A 17,166-nucleotide genomic window follows, 5' to 3' on the forward strand; every position below is an offset into this window, starting at 1 on the left:
AAAAAGAGGGGCAGAGCCCCTCACCCGAGAACCTTTTTCCACACCACAGGTATCTCCGGCAAGAATCTGGTGGGAAGTTTCGGATGATAAGGTAGCACCCTCACCGCGTAGAACCATCCCGGAGAGCCAAGATGACCGAGGGCACCGTTGACATAACTGTAGATGAACAGATCCCCTTCCCTTCTGTGCTTTCTTATCTGTATCACCTTCCAGATCTCCAGATCTTCCATGCTTTCTCCTCTTCCAATCAAAAGTTCAACCAGTACATCATCAGGTGAAAGGTCTCCCAGTTTCACCGTCACCTCAACACTCCTTGTGTCCTCAAGGACGATTCTTTCTATGGAAACGCTGCTCCAGTTTCTGAGGATCCTTTCCTTCCATGCACCAAACCTTTCGGCGTTTTCTTTTCTTTCAAGCCATTCTTTGTTCACAAGTCCCTTTATGTAGAACTTCTCCGTGTATTCTTTGAGCATTCTGGTGGTGCTGAATCTTGGAGCAACACTCTTTATGCTCTCTTTCATCATGAAGATCCACTTTTCTTTGTTTTCGTAGTAGGTTGGGATGATTTCGTTTTCGAGGAGATCGTAGAGTGCTTCTGCGTCCCTGGGATCGTCCACTTCCGTCTCTGGAAGAACGCTTTCATCGCCTATGACCCAGCCGTTTCTGCCGTTGTACCCTTCAACCCACCATCCATCGTAAACACTCGCGTTAAGAACTCCGTTGGCTGCTGCCTTCATTCCGCTTGTTCCACTTGCTTCCATGGGTCTTCTCGGGTTGTTCAGCCACACATCCACTCCCGACACCATGAGCCGTGCCATTCCAATGTCGTAGTTTTCCAGTACGATGATCCTGTTTTTGAACTCAGGCATCTGCGAGACTTCGTAGATGCGTTTCAAAAATTCCTTCCCCGCATCGTCCCTTGGATGGGCCTTCCCCGCATAGACCACGTAAACGGGTCTTTCTGGATCGTTGAGGATCTTCTTGAGTCTCTCCAGATCGCTGAGCAGGAGAACTGCCCTCTTGTAAGTGGCAAACCTTCTTGCAAAACCTATGATGAGCGAATTTTCATCGATGTTCGGCACATCTTCGTCGATTCCCAGTCTCTCGTTTCTTCTTCTTACCGATTCTTTTATGTACTCGATGAATCTCTTCTTTGCCCTCAGGTGAGCCTGCCAGAGTTCTTCATCTGGAATCCTGTCAACACCGTACCAGATACCCTCAAGGTCGGTGTGATCTCTCCATACCCTTCCGAGATATCTGTCGTACAGTTTTCTCATCTCACGGTTGATCCAGGTTCCCATGTGAACGCCGTTCGTTATCCCTTCGATCGGTATTTCCTCCACGGGAACACCCTGCCACACGTTTTTGAACATCCTTCTGGAAACTTCCGCATGCAGTTTGCTGACACCGTTTATGAAGGAGGATGTTCTCAGAGCAAGATACGTCATGTTGAAACTGCCTGTTTCATCTTTCCCAAGATCCATGAGAAGATTTTTCTTTTCGAATCCTTCGAAGAATTTCGAAAGTTTCTTTTCCACGAGGTCAAAGGGAAATCTGTCGTGTCCAGCGGGAACGGGTGTGTGGGTTGTGAACACACTCGTCTGCCTCACGATCTCAAGGGCCTCTGTGAAGGAATATCCTTCTTCCATGTAGTTCTTTATCCTTTCGAGGGAAGAGAACGCCGGATGTCCTTCGTTCAGATGGATGACTCCTGGTTTCAGGTTCAGCGCCCTGAGAAGTTTCATTCCCCCAATTCCGAGGAGTATCTCCTGGGAGATCCTCACATCGGGTTCCGGGTTGTAAAGGTAGTTGCAGATCTTTCTGTATTTTTCCTCGTTTTCCTCAAAGTCCGGATCGAGCAGGTACAGACTCACCCTTCCTACCTTCACTTCAAAAACACGTGCCTTCACAACGGTACTGTCGAGAGGAACCTCCACGATCACCTGGTTTCCCTTTTCATCCTTCAGGGGCTTCATGGGTAAGTCCTCTGGGTTGTAATCAGGGAAAATCTCTATCTGTTTTCCATCTCTGTCGATCTGCTGGGTGAAATATCCATGTTTGTAGAGAAGTCCGATCGCTATGAGAGGAAGTCCAAGATCGCTTGCGGATTTGAGATGGTCTCCCGCGAGGATTCCAAGACCACCGGAATAGATCGGAAGGGCTTTGGTCAAACCGTACTCCATACACATGTAGACGATCTTCTCGTCCCATTCGGGGTAGTTCACGTTGAACCAGGTGTCTTCTTTCTCCATGTAGTCCTTGAACCTTTCAAGGGTGAGTTCATAGAGGGATATGAAATCGTCATCTTTTGAAAGCTCTTCGAGTCTTTCATCAGAAACTTCTTTCAGTATTTTAACAGGATTTCTGTGTTCCTCCCAGCCTTCCGGATCGATCTTTCTCCAGAGCCTTTGAGCGGGCCTTGACCAGCTCCACCAGAGGTTGTAAGCGAGTTCTTCCAGATGCTTCAGGTTCTCCGGAAGTTTCTTCGACACGGTTTCTCCTCCTCTCAGAGAAGTTTCTTTCAGAAGTATTCTACGTTGATTATAAGATGGTGTCAATTAAAAAATATTCTTGTAAAAAAGTGGAAGAAAAACTTTAAGGCAGGAGAGATGGTGGAATTCAAAACCCTGCTACTTCGTAGAACTTGTAAGCTATCTCGTGTGTTCTTTTCTTCAACTCTTCGAAGTTTCCGTGGAACATCTTCCAGAGGATCTTCGTTGTGTACATGAGTGAGAACTTCGAAAGCATGTTTCTGAGTTCTTCTGCGTTTTCACCTGGCACCTTCACCATGGTGGACTCAAGCCACTCCTCGTAGATTCCTATTGAAAGCCCTTTTGACTCGTCTATGAGAGAGTTCATGGAGGAGACAAGGTCGTAGAGATGGAAGTACCTGGCAAGTTGAGAGAGGAGATTTTTGTCCACATCCCAGTTCAGTTCGGCTGGAACGGGCTCGTAGTACGAGAAGAAGATGGTACCGTTTGGAAAATCCGCCGAGGAGATCTCGAGTTCCCTTTCCATGAAGGCCTTGCTGTCGTAGTAACTCATCATGAAAACGGGGACTTTCTTCATCAGAATTTTCAGATCTTCCGGGTGAACCTTCGCACTTCCGATCTTCATGTTGAGATTGAGTGAGATCTTCCTTGGTTTGACGAAGAAGTCGAGCCCTTTGTGGATTATGTGTGTCATTTTTCAGCCTCCCTGTACCATTCGATCAGATCTTCGAAGATCTTTTTCGACAGGTCCATACCCTCCTCGCTCAAAAAAATTTTACCATCTTTCACCTTCACATAACAAGCATACTCTTTTTGTAACTTCTCCACCAGAAACATGAGCCTTTCCACGCGTTTCAGTTCCACTCCTTCTTTCGTTCTGAGTCCCATGAAAAGGGTCTCCAGCGCTTCCTCATCCTCCGAATTTTCATGCCGGTAGTCGTATGGAAAGGTTTTTTCCTTCACCATTTTTGCGTACATGGAAAGGTCGGAAACGTTGGTGTATCGGAATCTTCCAAGGTGGCCACCTGCAGAGGGACCAAAACCCAGATAGTCATGATTTCTCCAGTAAAATAGATTGTGCCTTGATTCTCTTTCCGGTCTGGCAAAGTTCGAGATTTCGTATCTTTCAAAACCTCTGGACTTCAAAAATTCGACGAACACATCGTGCCTTCTTTCCACTTCATCAGAGTCTGGCAGTGTCAGAAGATTCTTCTTTAAAAGGCTGTATAGCGGGGTGTTTTCATCCACTTCGAGGAAGTAAAGGGACACGTGCTGCGGGGTGAACTCTTCAAGAAAATGAAGGTTTTTCTCCAGTGTTTCATCTGTTTCACCGGGAAGGCCGAGTATGAAATCGAAATTGACGTTGTCGAATTCCGCCAGAACGAGTTCCGCTTTTTCCTTGAGCATCTTCTCATCGTACAGACGGCCACACTTTTTCAGCACTCCATCGTCACAGGACTGAACGCCCAGGCTGATTCTGTTTATACCCATCTTTCTGTAAGATCTCAGTTTTTCCCGGTCAACGGACTCCGGATTGACCTCGATCGTTGTCTCAAGCGGTGAAAACTTCTTTGAGACCTCTTTCAGTTTCTCTAAAATCTTCTCCAGAAAAGAAGGGGGAACAAGGGAAGGTGTTCCCCCACCGAAGTACACCGTCTCTATCTCACTTTCTTTCAGTACATCCCTGTAGAGTTCTATCTCTTCAAAGACGAGAGACAGATACTCTTCAAAATCTTCGGAGGCAACGGAGTAGAAATCACAGTACACGCACTTTTTCTTGCAGAAGGGTATGTGAACGTACACTGCCAGTTTCATGATTTTTTGCTTTCGATCAGTTCCTTCAATTTCTCAAAGTTCACCTCGTACTCGTAGAGTGGTGTTCTATCTCCCTTTCTTGCGAGTTCTTCGAAGGTCTCTTTGTTTTTGTTCACGTAGAATATTCCAAGCGGGAGTTTTTCAGTTTCAATGGCTCTTTTGAAGGCGAGTTCTCTGTCTGTGGGGTCGTGGTCTTTCAGATAGTACGTGTTTTCCCTGTACCATTCGTAGGTGTTCAACTTGTTGAAGGTGACACAGGGCTGAAGAATGTCCACCAAAGCGTATCCCTTGTGTTTCATCGCTTCCTTCAGTATGTCTTTTGTGAACTCTATGTCTCCTATGAAAGTTCTTGCAACGAAGGAAGCATCGAGCGCTATGGCAACAGCCAGAGGATTGAACGGTTCCAGAATCACACCGTCCACCTGCACTGGTGTTTTGAAACCTTTCAGACTCGTGGGAGAAGCCTGACCCTTCGTGAGACCGTAAACCTGGTTGTCGTGGACTATGTTCACGATATCCGGGTTTCTTCTGATCGTGTGTATGAAGTGGTTTCCACCTTCACCGTACATACATCCATCTCCACTCTCTGCGATCACGAGAAGGTTCGGATTCGTCGTCTTTATCGCCGTTGCCACGGGAAGTGCCCTTCCGTGAAGTCCGTTGAACATGTTAACTCCAACGTACTGGGGCATCTTCGCCGCCTGGCCTATACCCGATACTATGACCACCTGTCGTGGATCGACGTTCAGTTCCTCCAGCGCCTTCATGAGAGCGGTCCTTATTCCGAAGTTTCCGCACCCCGGACACCAGGCGATGTCCCTGCTTATGTATTCATCCAGCCTCATTCACAACACCTCCGCTATTTTCTCTTTCAGCTCTTCGACGGAGAACTGAAGACCGTTGTACTTTAGGATTCTGTCCTTTATATGGAAACCCGTCACCTGGCGGATCAGATTCGCGAACTGCCCTGTCGCGTTTCCTTCCACTGCCACAACTTTCTCGGCCTTTTCGAAGTATGTCGCGACGGACTCATCGATCGGCCAGACCTGAGAGAAATGAAGGAGCGCCACACCGTCAAGGCCTTCTATCGCTTCCTTTATCGGCTCCAGAGTGGAGCCCCATGCCACCAGGAGAACGCGGTAGTTTTCATCACCGATCAGTTTTGGTTTCACAATTTCTTTTTTCAGAGTTTCCCCTTTTCTGAGTCTCTTGTTGACCATCCTCACACGGGTATTGAAGTCTTCAGTTATGTGACCGAACTCGTCGTGCTCGTCGCTGTCGACCCTCACAAGACCCTCACCGTATCCGGGAATTCCTCTTGGAGAGATACCGTCTTCGGTGATGGCGTATCTGATGTAATCCCTGGTTGTTTTTATGAAGTGTTTTTCTACTTTCAATTCGTTCAGATCAAAACCGGGAAGATTGTAATACGAGTCAACGAGGTACTGATCCGTCAGGACGAAGACAGGCACCTGATATTTGTCGGCGACGTTGAAAGCTTTCTGCGTCAGATAAAAAGCCTCTTCCACGTTTCCGGGAGCATAAATGACCCTTGGAAAATCTCCGTGTCCGGCGTACAGAGCCAGGTTCAGATCTCCCTGCTCCGTTCTTGTGGGAAGGCCGGTAGCGGGTCCAGGTCTCTGTGCCAGATGGATCACAGCGGGCGATTCTATCATTCCTGCAAGACTGAGTGCCTCTTCCATGAGGGCAAAGCCTCCACCCGATGTGGTGACAAGACCTCTCGCACCGGCGTACCACGCTCCGATGATCATGTTCATGGCGGCGATTTCGTCTTCTGCCTGCTCCACCACTATTCCGAAGTCGTTCTTGTGCTGGGCAAGGAAAACAAGCACGGAGGTGGAAGGAGACATGGGATAGGAGGAGACAAAATTACAGCCTCCAGCGATCGCTCCAAGTCCCACAGCCTCCGCCCCATTCAGAAGAACTTCATTCTTTATCGATGGATCCTTTTCAACGTCGAATTCGATTTTCTGAGAGAGTTCTTGACCTTTCTTGTATCCTTCCAGCGCAGCGCGGATGTTGTCGTTCACGATGTCTTCACCTTTACTGCTGAACTGTCTGGTGATCTGGTCTTTCAGAGCGGATTCATCGGCGCCGAGCAGTCCAGAGAGAAAACCTATGGCAACTGAATTCGCGTATATGCTCTTTCCAATCTGTTTTGCTATGTTCAGGAATGGAATCACGATCTTTTCTCCGGGTGATTCTTTGATGAACTCTTCCTCTCCGATGACCAGTGTTTTTTCCGTGATACGATTCTTCAGCCTTTCTGTGGCCCCCTTTCCCAGGGGTATGAGCACGTCTATTCTGTCAACGAAGGAACGAACCCTTCTCGATGAAACCCGGATCTCCGTGGTGTTGTTTCCTCCTCTCACTCTCGACATGTACTCTTTGGTGGCAAACACATGGAATCCGGAGTCTTTTAAAACCCGTGTCAGAACGTTCTCGACCGTTTGTATTCCCTGTCCCGCTTCTCCGCTCAGGACGATGCTCACGTCTTTCATTCTGAACCACCTCTCTTTTCGAACTTGTTTTTGTAGAGAAGATCGTCCGCTCTCGCGAGCGCTCTTTCTATCGGCATGAAACCGTCTATCTCTTCATAACCAAAGGAGAATTCTATTTTGAAGGGCAGGTCTACATCTTTAAGGTTTTCTTCAACTCTCTTCAAAACACTGGCAGCGTTATCTTTGGTGCTATCGACGAGTACCAGAAGGAACTCGTCACCACCGTATCTGAAAACAAGATCCGACTCTCGAACGGTTCTCTTCAGGGTTTTGACGAATTCGACGAGTGCTTTGTCCCCCATGAGGTGGCCGTAAGTGTCGTTTATCATTTTCAAACCGTCCACATCCATGATCACCAGAACGGATTTCTTCTGATTTCGCCTGAGCCACGCCATGTGGGAGAATATCCACTCGTTGAAGTAGTGCCTTGAATAAGCTTCGGTTAAAGGATCTTTCAGTGCGAGTTCACGGTACTTTTGATGAAGATGGTACTCTCTCAGATAGAGAGAAACTACTTCCGCGAACGTATTGAGAACACTGAAGAAAGAGGGTGCTATGTCTTCGTTTGACAGAAAGACCATATGGTAAGAGGGCATATCTTTATAGTCCAGATGTACGACAATGTAATGAACACCGTCTTTTACTAATTTTTCTATTTTTTCCTCTTCTTTTGATTCTTCAAAATCGAATTCCGGTATCTCTTCCAGATCCGTATGAAACACGGGAATGTTCCCTTCGAATACGATTCCGCCTGTGAAGACATTGCTCGCTTCAACGATCTTCTGCAGGGCTTCCTTGAGGAATTCTTCAACGGAGATGGATTTTCTGAAGAGAAACAAGAGAGTGAATATAGTGCTCATGACCTTTTGAAGCTGCTGTTCGTTTGCCAGTGTTTTCCTCATGAGAAGATAAGTGCTCGCAAGGTTTCCCAGTGATTTCAAGACCTTTTTTGAAAGTTCTGAAAAACCAGAGTACGGACTGTCGAGAGCGATGTTTCCCACGAATTCGTCTCCAGAAAAAATACCCACAACAAGCCTCTTTTTTGTACCCCGAAGAGTCCTTTCAAAGAATTTCCACATGTCGTCTGGAAAAAGATCTCTGTCATAATCGAGAAAATTCACTTCTACTGGATCTCTTCCAGCTCTGAACAAGTATCTGGATGGAAATCTCTTTCCAAGCAAATCTACGATGTGTCCCCTCGAGGCAACAAAGATCCAGTCCCCCGATGGTGTGATCCTGGAGACGCTCCCTTTTACTGCTTCCGGAACAACTTCCATCGCGATATTCAGAATTTTCTGAAAGAACTCTTCTTCGGGTGAATTCGGATCGAGTTTTGAAAGTCCATCAACTATGGTATCGAAGCTCTTTTCCAGCCGTCTGTAATACTCGATCTTCTTTCTCACATGACAGAAAAGATAAAGCGCAAACACAAGAAATCCGAACGAGACAACGTAGAAAAAAACTTGCAAACTATTTCCCCCTCACAATTCTAATGATTCTCCCGGCTCAAGAATCACACATTCAACACCCTTTTCCTCGACCTTTTTCTTGAACAGCTCTACATCCGCAAAGATGAGTTCCCAGGTTCCGTAGTGCATGGGAACAACCTTCTTCGGTTTTATCATCACTGCCGCCCTCACGGCGTCCTCCACGTCCATGACGAAATTTCCACCGATCGGAAGAAACGCAACATCCACGTTCTCCTCAGCGAGAAGTTCCATCTCCCTGGTTAAACCGGTGTCTCCTGCGTGGTATATCTTCTTTCCCTCAATTGTGATGAGAAAACCACTGGGATTCCCTCCGTAGATCATACTGTCACCATCGAGAATTCCGGAGCCATGAACGGCAGGTGTCATCTTCACCCTTCCGAAGTCGAAGAGATAGCTTCCACCGATGTGCATGGCATGGGTCTTCACACCCTTTTTTCCGAGATAATGGCAGATTTCGTAGTTGGATATCACCGTGGCATCGTTTTTCTTCGCTATTTCCACGGCATCACCGAGATGATCACCGTGTCCGTGTGTCACGAGTATGTAATCGATCTTTGGAAGATCCTCCAGCTTTACGGGACAGACGGGATTCCCTGAAATGAAAGGATCGATGATGATGTTTTTCTTTCCCTCTATCAGCACCACGGCGTGTCCTAAGAATGTGACTTTCATGTTACCACCTCCCATTTTAGATTATACTCTTTTCGGAAATTAACGTTGAAGAAGGAATGTGTTCGTTGAAAAATTTTTCTTTCTGTACTGGTGTTTCTTCCGGTGTGATGTTAGAATAGTTCTACGCAGATGCTTTTTCGGGAGGTGATTTCTAAGTGGAAAGCACCAGTCTTCCTCCGTAAAAAAGCGGTCCGAGGAGGTGTGAAAATGAAGATCAAGGTAGAGATCGATCTTCAGGAATTGATCGAAAAAGGAGACTTCAAGACGCTCAAAAGGGTTCTCGAACAGCAGGATCCCGCCGATGTGAAAGAGATGATCGAAAAGCTCCCGCCCGACCTGAAAGTGGTTGTTTTCAGGCTCCTTCCCAAAGATAAAGCTGCTGAAGTGTTCAGTGAACTCGAACCCGACGATCAGCTGGAACTCATAAAGCTTTTCAGAGAGGAACGCCTGAAAGAGATCTTCGAATCGATGGACCCGGACGACAGAGTGGAACTACTCGAAGAGATGCCCGCAAACGTGGTGAAAAAACTCCTTTCGTACCTTCCTCCACAGGAAAGGGAGGAACTTCTTTACATCCTGAATTATCCTGAAGATTCTGCGGCAAGACTCGCCACTACGGAATACGTAGAGCTTTTCGAGGATATGACCGTCAGAGAAGCGCTGGAAAAGGTGAGAAAAGAAGGAAAGAAAAAAGAGAATATCTACTCTCTCATGGTGATAGATAGAACGAGAAAGCTCAAGGGAACCGTTGAACTCAGAGACCTGATAGTTGCCGATCCCGATCAGAAGGTATCAGAAATCATGAACAAAGATCCTGTTTTTGTTCACGCCATCGATGACCAGGAACTCGCGGCAGAACTCATGAAGAAGTACGACCTGATCATACTACCGGTGGTTGACAGCGAAGAGAGATTGATAGGTGTGATCACTTTCGACGATCTCGTTGACGTCATCGAAGAAGAGGCAACGGAAGACATACAGAAGATGGCCTCAATGAGTGCTACGTACACGTCTTATTTTCACACTCCCGCGTGGAAACTCATCCTCAAAAGATCTCCATGGCTTGTGGTACTCCTTCTCCTCGAGAGCGTCAACGGGAACATCATATCAAGCTACGAGAAATTTCTCGCCTCAATACCGATCATAGCAGCTTTCATACCGACAATGATAGGTTCTGCGGGTAACACAGGAGCGCAGATATCTGCACTCATGATAAGAGGATTCACACTGAACGAGATAAGTTTGAAAGACTGGTGGAAGGTTCTGTTGAGGGAATCTCTGATAGGTTCCACCTTGGGTTTGATTCTTGCGGGTGTTCTCTACCTGAGGGCTTTTCTGATCTCTTCTGATCCCACACTGAATTTCGCCGTAGCAACGGCCTTGCTCGTGTTGATTCTTTACGCGAACATCATGGGAGCGCTGCTTCCGTTCATCGCCCGTATTTTCAAAATCGACCCGGCCTTCATGGCAGGGCCTCTTCTCACCACGATCGTCGACGTGACAGGCATCATGATATATTTCTACGTGGTGCACAGCTTCTTGAGTTGAAGAGGGGAGACCATGGTTAAGCTGATAATCAAGTTTGGCTTGATAATAATCTCCTTCGTTGTGCTGTTTTCAAATGCCCTTCTGGGGCTTCTTTTCTTTTTCCTGCTTTCCCTTCCTGTGGTGAGAAACGCCGTTCTGGGAAGACTTCCGATAAAGCTAAAAAAATCGGTAACGGGCAACGTCTACACCTACGAATACAAAAACAGCCTGAAAATGGACGTGTATTATCCATCTGTGAAGAGAGAGAGTTACCCGTTCGTGCTTTTTGCACACGGTGGGGGATGGATCTCCGGATACAGGAGACAACCCAACAACGTTTCCTGGTACAGATTCCTCAATGCAAACGGTTTCGCTGTAGCGACGTTTGATTACAGATACGGCTACTTTCATTACATCGAAGATATTCTGGAAGACCTGAAAAGTGCGATATCGTTTTTGAACGAAAACAGGGAGCATCTTTTGATTAAAAACCTGAATCTCATGGGACTTTCAGCGGGAGGACATCTCGTTTTGTACCACGCGATGAGATCTTCGAAGGAAGGAAAAAAAGATTTCGATGGTCACGTGGTAGCCTGGTACGCCCCCTGCGATCTTCTCGACCTGTGGAGCATGGAGACATCCTCTCTCTTTGCGAGGTTCTCCGTTGCCACAACATTGAAAGGGTTTCCTGTACGAAAGAAAGAAGATTATGTGTTCTACTCTCCTGTAGCCTGGGTGAACCCGAAGGCACCTCCCACCATGCTGGTTCACGGCATGAAAGACGACGTTGTACCCTACATCTCATCTGTTAAAATGTACAAAAAGCTCAGAGAAAACGGAGTGGAAGCAAAACTGAGACTTCATCCGGAAGGGAAACACGGCTTCGAGTTCGTTCTGAAAGATCCTTTGACGGTGAAGATCCTCTACGAAACGGTCTCGTTTTTGAAGAGGTGAAAGTGTGTTTGAACATGTAAGGATGCCTTCCGATTATTCTCTCGGATACGTTCACAGGACAAAGAACGTCCGAATTTCCATTCTGAAGTTCAAATCGACCTATCCAGACGCAGAAAAAGGAACGGACCCTGTGGAGGTGTACATCTTCTCTCCGAAGAGGAGAAAAGTAGGATCGGTGATGATACTTCAAGGACTTGGAAGCCGAAACGTTCTGTATCTTCTTCGGATGGCCTACTACCTTTCCAAAAGGAAGATAGAGGCGGTAGTTCCCGTTTTGCCGGGAAACTTCACCCGTGTAGCACACGGTTCTGTGAGCGGAAAGGATTATTTTTCCTCCGATCTGGGGAAGATGACCAGGTTCTGGGAACACGCTCTCACAGATCTTCTCAGTCTTTTGGAACTTTTGAAAGTTAAGAAGATGTGGCACGAGAGAAACTGCCTCTTTGGATACTGCCTTGGAGGCATGATCGCTGTTTTACTCAACGCACTGAGCAGTGATTTCAAAAAGACGATCATCATGATGGCGGGTGGTGACTTTGCCACTCTGTTCTGGAAGTCACCCACTCTGTCCTTTGTGAGACGTGAATTGAAAAGCGGAAAGGGAGAAGAACACGGAATGACGAACGAGGAGAATTTCTACGATGTCTACAGGAGCGATCTGGAGAGGCTGAAGGAATTTTCCTCGGTGCAGGAGATGTTGAGTTCAAACATACATCCCCTTTTGAAACTCGATCCGCTCGCTTACGCGAAGTTCGTGGATACCTCACGGATCGTGATGCTGGAAGCGATGTTCGATAAAGCGCTCCCAAAGAGCACAAGAGACATTCTATGGGAGCATCTTGGAAAGCCCAAAAGGATAAAGGTTCCATCAAGTCACGTGAGCTGGCTTCCCTTCCAGGTGCTCGCTGCCAGGTACATAATGAAGCTTCTCAAAGAACAAAGCGCTTAGAATTGAAAGATTCACCTTCTCACTTTCTTGCATCTTCCAGAATTCCGAAGGATCCGGTTCACCGCATATGTCCGCTCCCAGGATCTTTCTCAAGGGGATGTGACGGAGCACGTTGAGAAGCTCTTCCAGCGAGACTCTCCCGCTCTCCCATCCCGTTATCCCGATATCCAGAACATCTTTGTCAATACTCAGATACACCGGATGTCTTCCGAGGAGTTTCAGGATCTTCTGCGGATCCGTTTCAGAGTAAAACACTCTGTGGATCTTTTCCTGTTCCTGAGTGCCAACAACCACCACTTTCACCAGATGTTTCAGCTTCAGAGCTTTTCTGATCCAGCTGTCGCAGGTGAGGAACTCTTCCTCTCTGGCATCGAGGTGATTGTCGAAAACAACCAGTACGAAAGGTCTCTTTATTTTCTTGATGATGAAGTAGGTGAGGTGGTGGAACTCTCCATCGCCCAGAAACGTCACTCCCAGATGTGAAGGAAGGATGTTTTCAATTTCAGGAATCTTTTCGGGAAGGACCATGTACCTGATGCCTTCGATTTTTTTGGAAAACACAAACTCAGCGAGAGATTTTAGGATCCGCTGTTCTTCGTAAATTCCGTTGAAATCGAGGATGTGGATGTGAGGAGGTATCACAATAACACCTCCTCAGCTTTCCACCATCCTTTCCAAAAGAGACCTCAAGAGGCCTTTCAGGACTTTTTCCTCCCTCTCCGCCGTTTCAAGGAGAAGCCTGGGATCTATCTTCTTTTTTTCAAGTTCATCTTTGTATGCCTCTATCCAGCGTTTCATGGTTCTGGCTCCCACTTCTATATGGAACTGGAGCCCCACAGCCTTTCCATAGACGAATCCCTGGTTTTCATACTTTTCAGAAGTAAAGACCCTGGTTGCTCTGCGTGGAAGATCGAAAGTATCTCCATGCCACTGAAACACCCGCAGTCTGTCTGGAAATTCTCTGAAAAACTTATTGTCGGAGACCTTTTCAACAAAATACCAGCCTATTTCTTCTCCGTTTTTTCCTCTGTAGACACTCGCCCCAAGGACTTTAGCGAGCATCTGAGAACCCAGACATATTCCAAGGAACGGGATTTCTTTTTTCAGGATCTCTTCTATCAACTGAAATTCGTACTTCAAGAAAGGGTATTTCTCTTCCTCGTAGGCTCCCATATACCCTCCAAGAAGCACCACGAGAGAATACTCTTCGAGAGGCCTTTCGAGTTTTTCCCCTTTTGGAGTGTCCAGATAATCGAAACTCCAGTTCTTCTCCCTGAAGATATCTTCCATCATTCCAAGGTCCTCTATCTCGACGTGTCTAATAGCGAGCACTCTCACACTATATTCCTCCTTCAAGATGAACTCGAAAGACACCGTCTTTCAGTTTGAAGAAGAGATCAGGATTGAAATCCGATTCAACTATATTCCCTTCGATGGTCTTCAAAAGAAGTCCGTCTTTTTTATCGATGAAGTAAGAGACCCCAGTGGGTAGTCTGAACAGGACCTCCAGAACGCAATCTTCTGCCTCGAAATAAAGCGGAACGTTCATCTTTTGGAAATTGAATCTTATATTCAAAACGCTGTCTTTTGTTTCAATTCGCGTGAATCTGTTTTCTTCGAATTCACCCTTCACCGTGAAAGCACCGTTTTCGAAAGAAAGTTCGAAAATGTCCCTCGGAAACTCGATCTCCACTATCTTTGGACCGAGTTTTCTCCAGAGAGAACCCTTCACGATCAGATCTGAACCGAGTTTTGATACTTCTATTCCGCTGGACGCGTACACTCTGAGTTCTTCACCTTCAATGAACCTGACGGTGAACCCTCCGCTCTTGAACGAGATTCTCTTCACACCAGTGAAAACTTGATATTTCCCGGGTGTTGAAACAGATTCGTATGGCCACACAAGAAGTAATATAAGAAAAGCAGAAAACACACCCACACTCAAAAAGTACAACCATCTTTTCCTCACGCTGAGATAGATGAAATAAACACCGAAAGTTATCAGTATCAGAGGCCAGAAGAGGCCGAGATTGTGGAATATCCTTGTGAGGAATGAAAGAGAAAAGACATCCAGAAAAATCGTTGTAAGGAGCAGAGTTCCAATGAAAATGAGAAAGATACCGAATATTATCTTCATTTTTCATCTCTCCTCAAAAGAAGGAGCACACCAAAAATCACTAACAGAAGGGCAAGAACCACCTTCCATGCCACTCCAAAGAAGATTGGAAAGAAAGCGGACACGAGAAAGACGATTCCCAGGAAGATGAGAAGGCCACCGACCAATACTTTCAATCCTTCTGTGTTCTGAAGTGGTTTTTTTTCGCTCTCTGTTTCTCCCTCTTCTTCAGGCATGATCAACCAGGCGATGATGTATAGCAGAAGACCCGCTCCCCACGCGAGTGTGATGAGAACCCAGATCAGTCTTACAAGGGTCGGATCGACACCGAAGTACTCTGCAAATCCTCCACAAACACCCGCTATGATCCTGTTCTTTCTTGATCGTCTGAGCTGTTTCATGAACATCCCCCCTTTTAAGGAATTTTAACACAAAGGAAATTAGTTATTCCTCATTTCGTGGTAAAAATCCAGAAAGGCAGGTGAGATCATGAAGTGCAGTCTGGGATTGGAGAAATGTCCGGATGATACCCTCCGGTGTTTTCCAAAGATCGAACAACCTTTCGGAATTGTGATCTTCGGTGCTTCTGGTGACCTCACAAAAAGAAAGCTCATTCCCGCTTTGAACAGGTTGTTCGAGGCAGGTATTCTGCCCGAACGCTTTTTCGTTCTCGGTGCGGCACGAACGAAAATGGACGATAAGAAATTCAGATCCAGATTCGATGCCAACCCTGATTTTTTGGAACATTGCAGTTACATCAGCGTGGATTATCAGGATCCTGAGAGCTTCAAACAGTTGAAAAACACCATCGAGACTCTCATGAAAAGGATCGATTCCAACAATCTGGTCTTCTATCTCGCTGTTCCTCCGGATCTTTACATTCCTATTCTGGAAAATCTCTCGAAATCTGGGTTGAACGAAAAACCTGCGCGCGTTGTGATTGAGAAACCGTTCGGGAAAGACCTGGAATCGGCCAGAAGACTGGAAGAAACTCTTAAGAAGTACTTCCAGGAAGATCAGATTTTCAGAATCGATCATTACCTTGGAAAAGAAACCGTTCAGAACATACTGGTGTTCAGGTTTGCCAACTTCATATTCGAGGAGATCTGGAACAACAAGTTCGTGGATCACGTTCAGATCACGATGGCCGAAGACATAGGTGTTGAACACAGAGCAGGATACTTCGAAAACGTGGGACTCCTCAGGGATATCTTCCAGAACCACATGCTTCAGGTCCTCGCACTGATCGCCATGGAACCTCCTTCTTCTTTCAATGGAGAGAATTTCAGAAACGAGCGGGTGAAACTTCTCAGATCGATCAGACCGTTCCCTGTGGAGGAAATGGGAAACTGGATCGTCAGAGGCCAGTATGGAAGAGGGGTTGTGAACGGAAAAGAAGTGCCGGCTTACAGGGAAGAACCAGGAGTGGATGAAGACTCCAACGTTGAGACCTTCGTTGCCATGAAACTCTTCATAGACAACTGGAGGTGGAGCGGTGTACCTTTCTATCTGAGAGCCGGGAAGAGACTTCCCAGGAAAATAACCGAGGTTGCTGTTGTCTTCAAGAAGATTCCTCATTCGATCTTTGCCGGTGTACCTTCTGATGAACTGGAGCCGAACACGATAGTTTTCACCTTGCAGCCAAACGAGGGAATCTCTCTTGAGTTTCAGGTGAAAAGGCCCTGTCCCGGCATGTTTCCACAGCTTCTCAGTATGGACTTCAGGTACGAGGATTACTTTGGAGTGAAACTGCCCGACGCTTACGAAAGACTCCTTCTGGACGTGATACTTGGAGATCCTACACTTTTCATGAGAAGAGACGACCTCGAGGTTTCCTGGGAACTTCTCGATCCCGTTCTCAAGGCCTGGGAAAACGATCCTATTCGCTTTTCACCGCATGTGTATCCGGCGGGAACGTGGGGACCGAGAGAAGCCGATCTACTCATAGAGAGGGACGGTAGAAAATGGAGAAAACTGTGATATACCTGCTCGAAGATGGGTACGTTGATTTTGTAGTCGAGAAAATTCGCACAAAGATGGAAAAACTTCTCGAGGAAAAGGATAAGATCTTCGTCATTCTTGCCGGTGGGAAAACACCTCTTCCCGTTTACGAGAAACTGGCAGAACAGAAGCTCCCATGGGATCGCATCCACTTCTTTTTGAGCGACGAGCGGTACGTACCTCTCGACTCAGATCAAAGCAATTTCAGGAACATAAACGAGGTCCTTTTCAGCAGAGCAAAGATCCCTTCAAGTAATGTTCACTACGTTGACACTTCTCTTCCTGTTGAAAAAGCCTGTGAGAAATATGAGAGGGGAATAAGATCAGCTACTGACCAGTTCGACCTCGCTATTCTTGGAATGGGTCCCGATGGCCATGTCGCGTCCATATTCGACTTGGAAACGGGAAATAAAGACGGCCTTGTGACTTTCACGGATCCTTCCGGTGATCCTAAGGTTCCCAGAGTCACCCTGACGTTTCGTGCACTGAACACATCACGGTACGTGTTCTTTCTCATCAGGGGGAAAGAAAAGATAAACAGACTAACGGAGATCTTAAGAGATACACCCCTTCCCGCTTACTCCGTGAGAGGCAAAGAGAAAACCGTCTGGTTTGTGGGAAAATAATT

At 46.6% G+C, this 17,166-nt stretch carries 16 protein-coding genes; 5 read left to right on the forward strand and 11 right to left on the reverse strand.

What is annotated here, in order from left to right; all coding sequences use genetic code 11:
* Positions 1 to 20: 20 nt before the first annotated feature.
* From malP to TRQ2_RS08540, 7 genes are all read right to left on the reverse strand, one after another.
* Positions 21 to 2,492, reverse strand: coding sequence for a maltodextrin phosphorylase (malP, locus tag TRQ2_RS08510; RefSeq protein WP_012311240.1), 2,472 nt, complete (start codon positions 2,490 to 2,492; stop codon positions 21 to 23).
* A 127-nt stretch (positions 2,493 to 2,619) separates the two neighbouring features.
* The gene (locus TRQ2_RS08515; RefSeq protein ID WP_012311241.1) at positions 2,620 to 3,186 is read right to left on the reverse strand and encodes a hypothetical protein; all 567 of its coding nucleotides are present in this window, start codon (positions 3,184 to 3,186) and stop codon (positions 2,620 to 2,622) included.
* Entirely contained in the window at positions 3,183 to 4,307 is a 1,125-nt protein-coding gene (gene hemW, locus TRQ2_RS08520) for a radical SAM family heme chaperone HemW (protein WP_012311242.1), read from the reverse strand. Before hemW ends, TRQ2_RS08515 begins: the two co-directional genes overlap by 4 nt.
* Entirely contained in the window at positions 4,304 to 5,152 is an 849-nt protein-coding gene (locus TRQ2_RS08525; protein ID WP_004080204.1) for a thiamine pyrophosphate-dependent enzyme, read from the reverse strand. The genes hemW and TRQ2_RS08525 overlap by 4 nt, the downstream gene beginning before the upstream one ends.
* The gene (locus tag TRQ2_RS08530) at positions 5,153 to 6,829 is read right to left on the reverse strand and encodes a 2-oxoacid:acceptor oxidoreductase subunit alpha (protein WP_004080205.1); all 1,677 of its coding nucleotides are present in this window, start codon (positions 6,827 to 6,829) and stop codon (positions 5,153 to 5,155) included.
* Complete coding sequence (locus TRQ2_RS08535) at positions 6,826 to 8,298, reverse strand: GGDEF domain-containing protein (RefSeq protein WP_012311243.1); 1,473 nt, start codon at positions 8,296 to 8,298, stop codon at positions 6,826 to 6,828. The genes TRQ2_RS08530 and TRQ2_RS08535 overlap by 4 nt, the downstream gene beginning before the upstream one ends.
* Positions 8,299 to 8,310: 12 nt before the next feature.
* Positions 8,311 to 8,991 carry a metal-dependent hydrolase gene (locus TRQ2_RS08540; RefSeq protein WP_012311244.1) on the reverse strand — a complete coding sequence of 227 codons (681 nt, stop codon included), beginning with the start codon at positions 8,989 to 8,991 and terminating at the stop codon, positions 8,311 to 8,313.
* Positions 8,992 to 9,198: 207 nt separating this feature from the next.
* On the opposite strand from TRQ2_RS08540, the gene mgtE reads away from it, so the two are divergent.
* The 3 genes from mgtE to TRQ2_RS08555 are packed head-to-tail and all read left to right on the forward strand — an operon-like array spanning position 9,199 to position 12,421.
* Positions 9,199 to 10,539 (forward strand): magnesium transporter, encoded by a 1,341-nt coding sequence (gene mgtE, locus TRQ2_RS08545; protein ID WP_004080209.1) that lies wholly within the window; start codon positions 9,199 to 9,201, stop codon positions 10,537 to 10,539.
* Between the two features lie 12 nt (positions 10,540 to 10,551).
* Positions 10,552 to 11,472, forward strand: a complete 921-nt coding sequence (locus TRQ2_RS08550) for an alpha/beta hydrolase (RefSeq protein ID WP_012311245.1) — start codon at positions 10,552 to 10,554, stop codon at positions 11,470 to 11,472.
* A 4-nt stretch (positions 11,473 to 11,476) separates the two neighbouring features.
* On the forward strand, positions 11,477 to 12,421 hold the full coding sequence (locus TRQ2_RS08555) for a hypothetical protein (RefSeq protein WP_012311246.1): 945 nt from the start codon (positions 11,477 to 11,479) through the stop codon (positions 12,419 to 12,421).
* Here TRQ2_RS08555 and TRQ2_RS08560 read toward each other — a convergent pair.
* The 4 genes from TRQ2_RS08560 to TRQ2_RS08575 are packed head-to-tail and all read right to left on the reverse strand — an operon-like array spanning position 12,341 to position 14,938.
* On the reverse strand, positions 12,341 to 13,063 hold the full coding sequence (locus TRQ2_RS08560; protein ID WP_012311247.1) for an arginase family protein: 723 nt from the start codon (positions 13,061 to 13,063) through the stop codon (positions 12,341 to 12,343). The two genes, TRQ2_RS08555 and TRQ2_RS08560, sit on opposite strands and share 81 nt — an antisense overlap.
* Before the next feature lie 12 nt (positions 13,064 to 13,075).
* Positions 13,076 to 13,759 carry a GMP synthase gene (locus TRQ2_RS08565; RefSeq protein WP_004080220.1) on the reverse strand — a complete coding sequence of 228 codons (684 nt, stop codon included), beginning with the start codon at positions 13,757 to 13,759 and terminating at the stop codon, positions 13,076 to 13,078.
* Position 13,760: 1 nt separating this feature from the next.
* A complete protein-coding gene (locus TRQ2_RS08570) occupies positions 13,761 to 14,558 on the reverse strand; it encodes a hypothetical protein (RefSeq protein WP_012311248.1) in 798 nt (265 codons plus the stop codon).
* Entirely contained in the window at positions 14,555 to 14,938 is a 384-nt protein-coding gene (locus TRQ2_RS08575; RefSeq protein WP_004080225.1) for a PspC domain-containing protein, read from the reverse strand. The genes TRQ2_RS08570 and TRQ2_RS08575 overlap by 4 nt, the downstream gene beginning before the upstream one ends.
* Before the next feature lie 88 nt (positions 14,939 to 15,026).
* Between TRQ2_RS08575 and zwf the strand changes: the two genes are divergently transcribed.
* Together zwf and pgl are read left to right on the forward strand one after the other, a co-directional pair.
* On the forward strand, positions 15,027 to 16,517 hold the full coding sequence (zwf, locus tag TRQ2_RS08580; RefSeq protein WP_012311249.1) for a glucose-6-phosphate dehydrogenase: 1,491 nt from the start codon (positions 15,027 to 15,029) through the stop codon (positions 16,515 to 16,517).
* Complete coding sequence (gene pgl, locus TRQ2_RS08585; RefSeq protein WP_012311250.1) at positions 16,502 to 17,164, forward strand: 6-phosphogluconolactonase; 663 nt, start codon at positions 16,502 to 16,504, stop codon at positions 17,162 to 17,164. The genes zwf and pgl overlap by 16 nt, the downstream gene beginning before the upstream one ends.
* The last annotated feature ends 2 nt before the right edge of the window (positions 17,165 to 17,166 follow it).

Origin of the sequence: Thermotoga sp. RQ2 (assembly GCF_000019625.1) — a bacterium.
GTDB classification, from domain to species: domain Bacteria; phylum Thermotogota; class Thermotogae; order Thermotogales; family Thermotogaceae; genus Thermotoga; species Thermotoga maritima.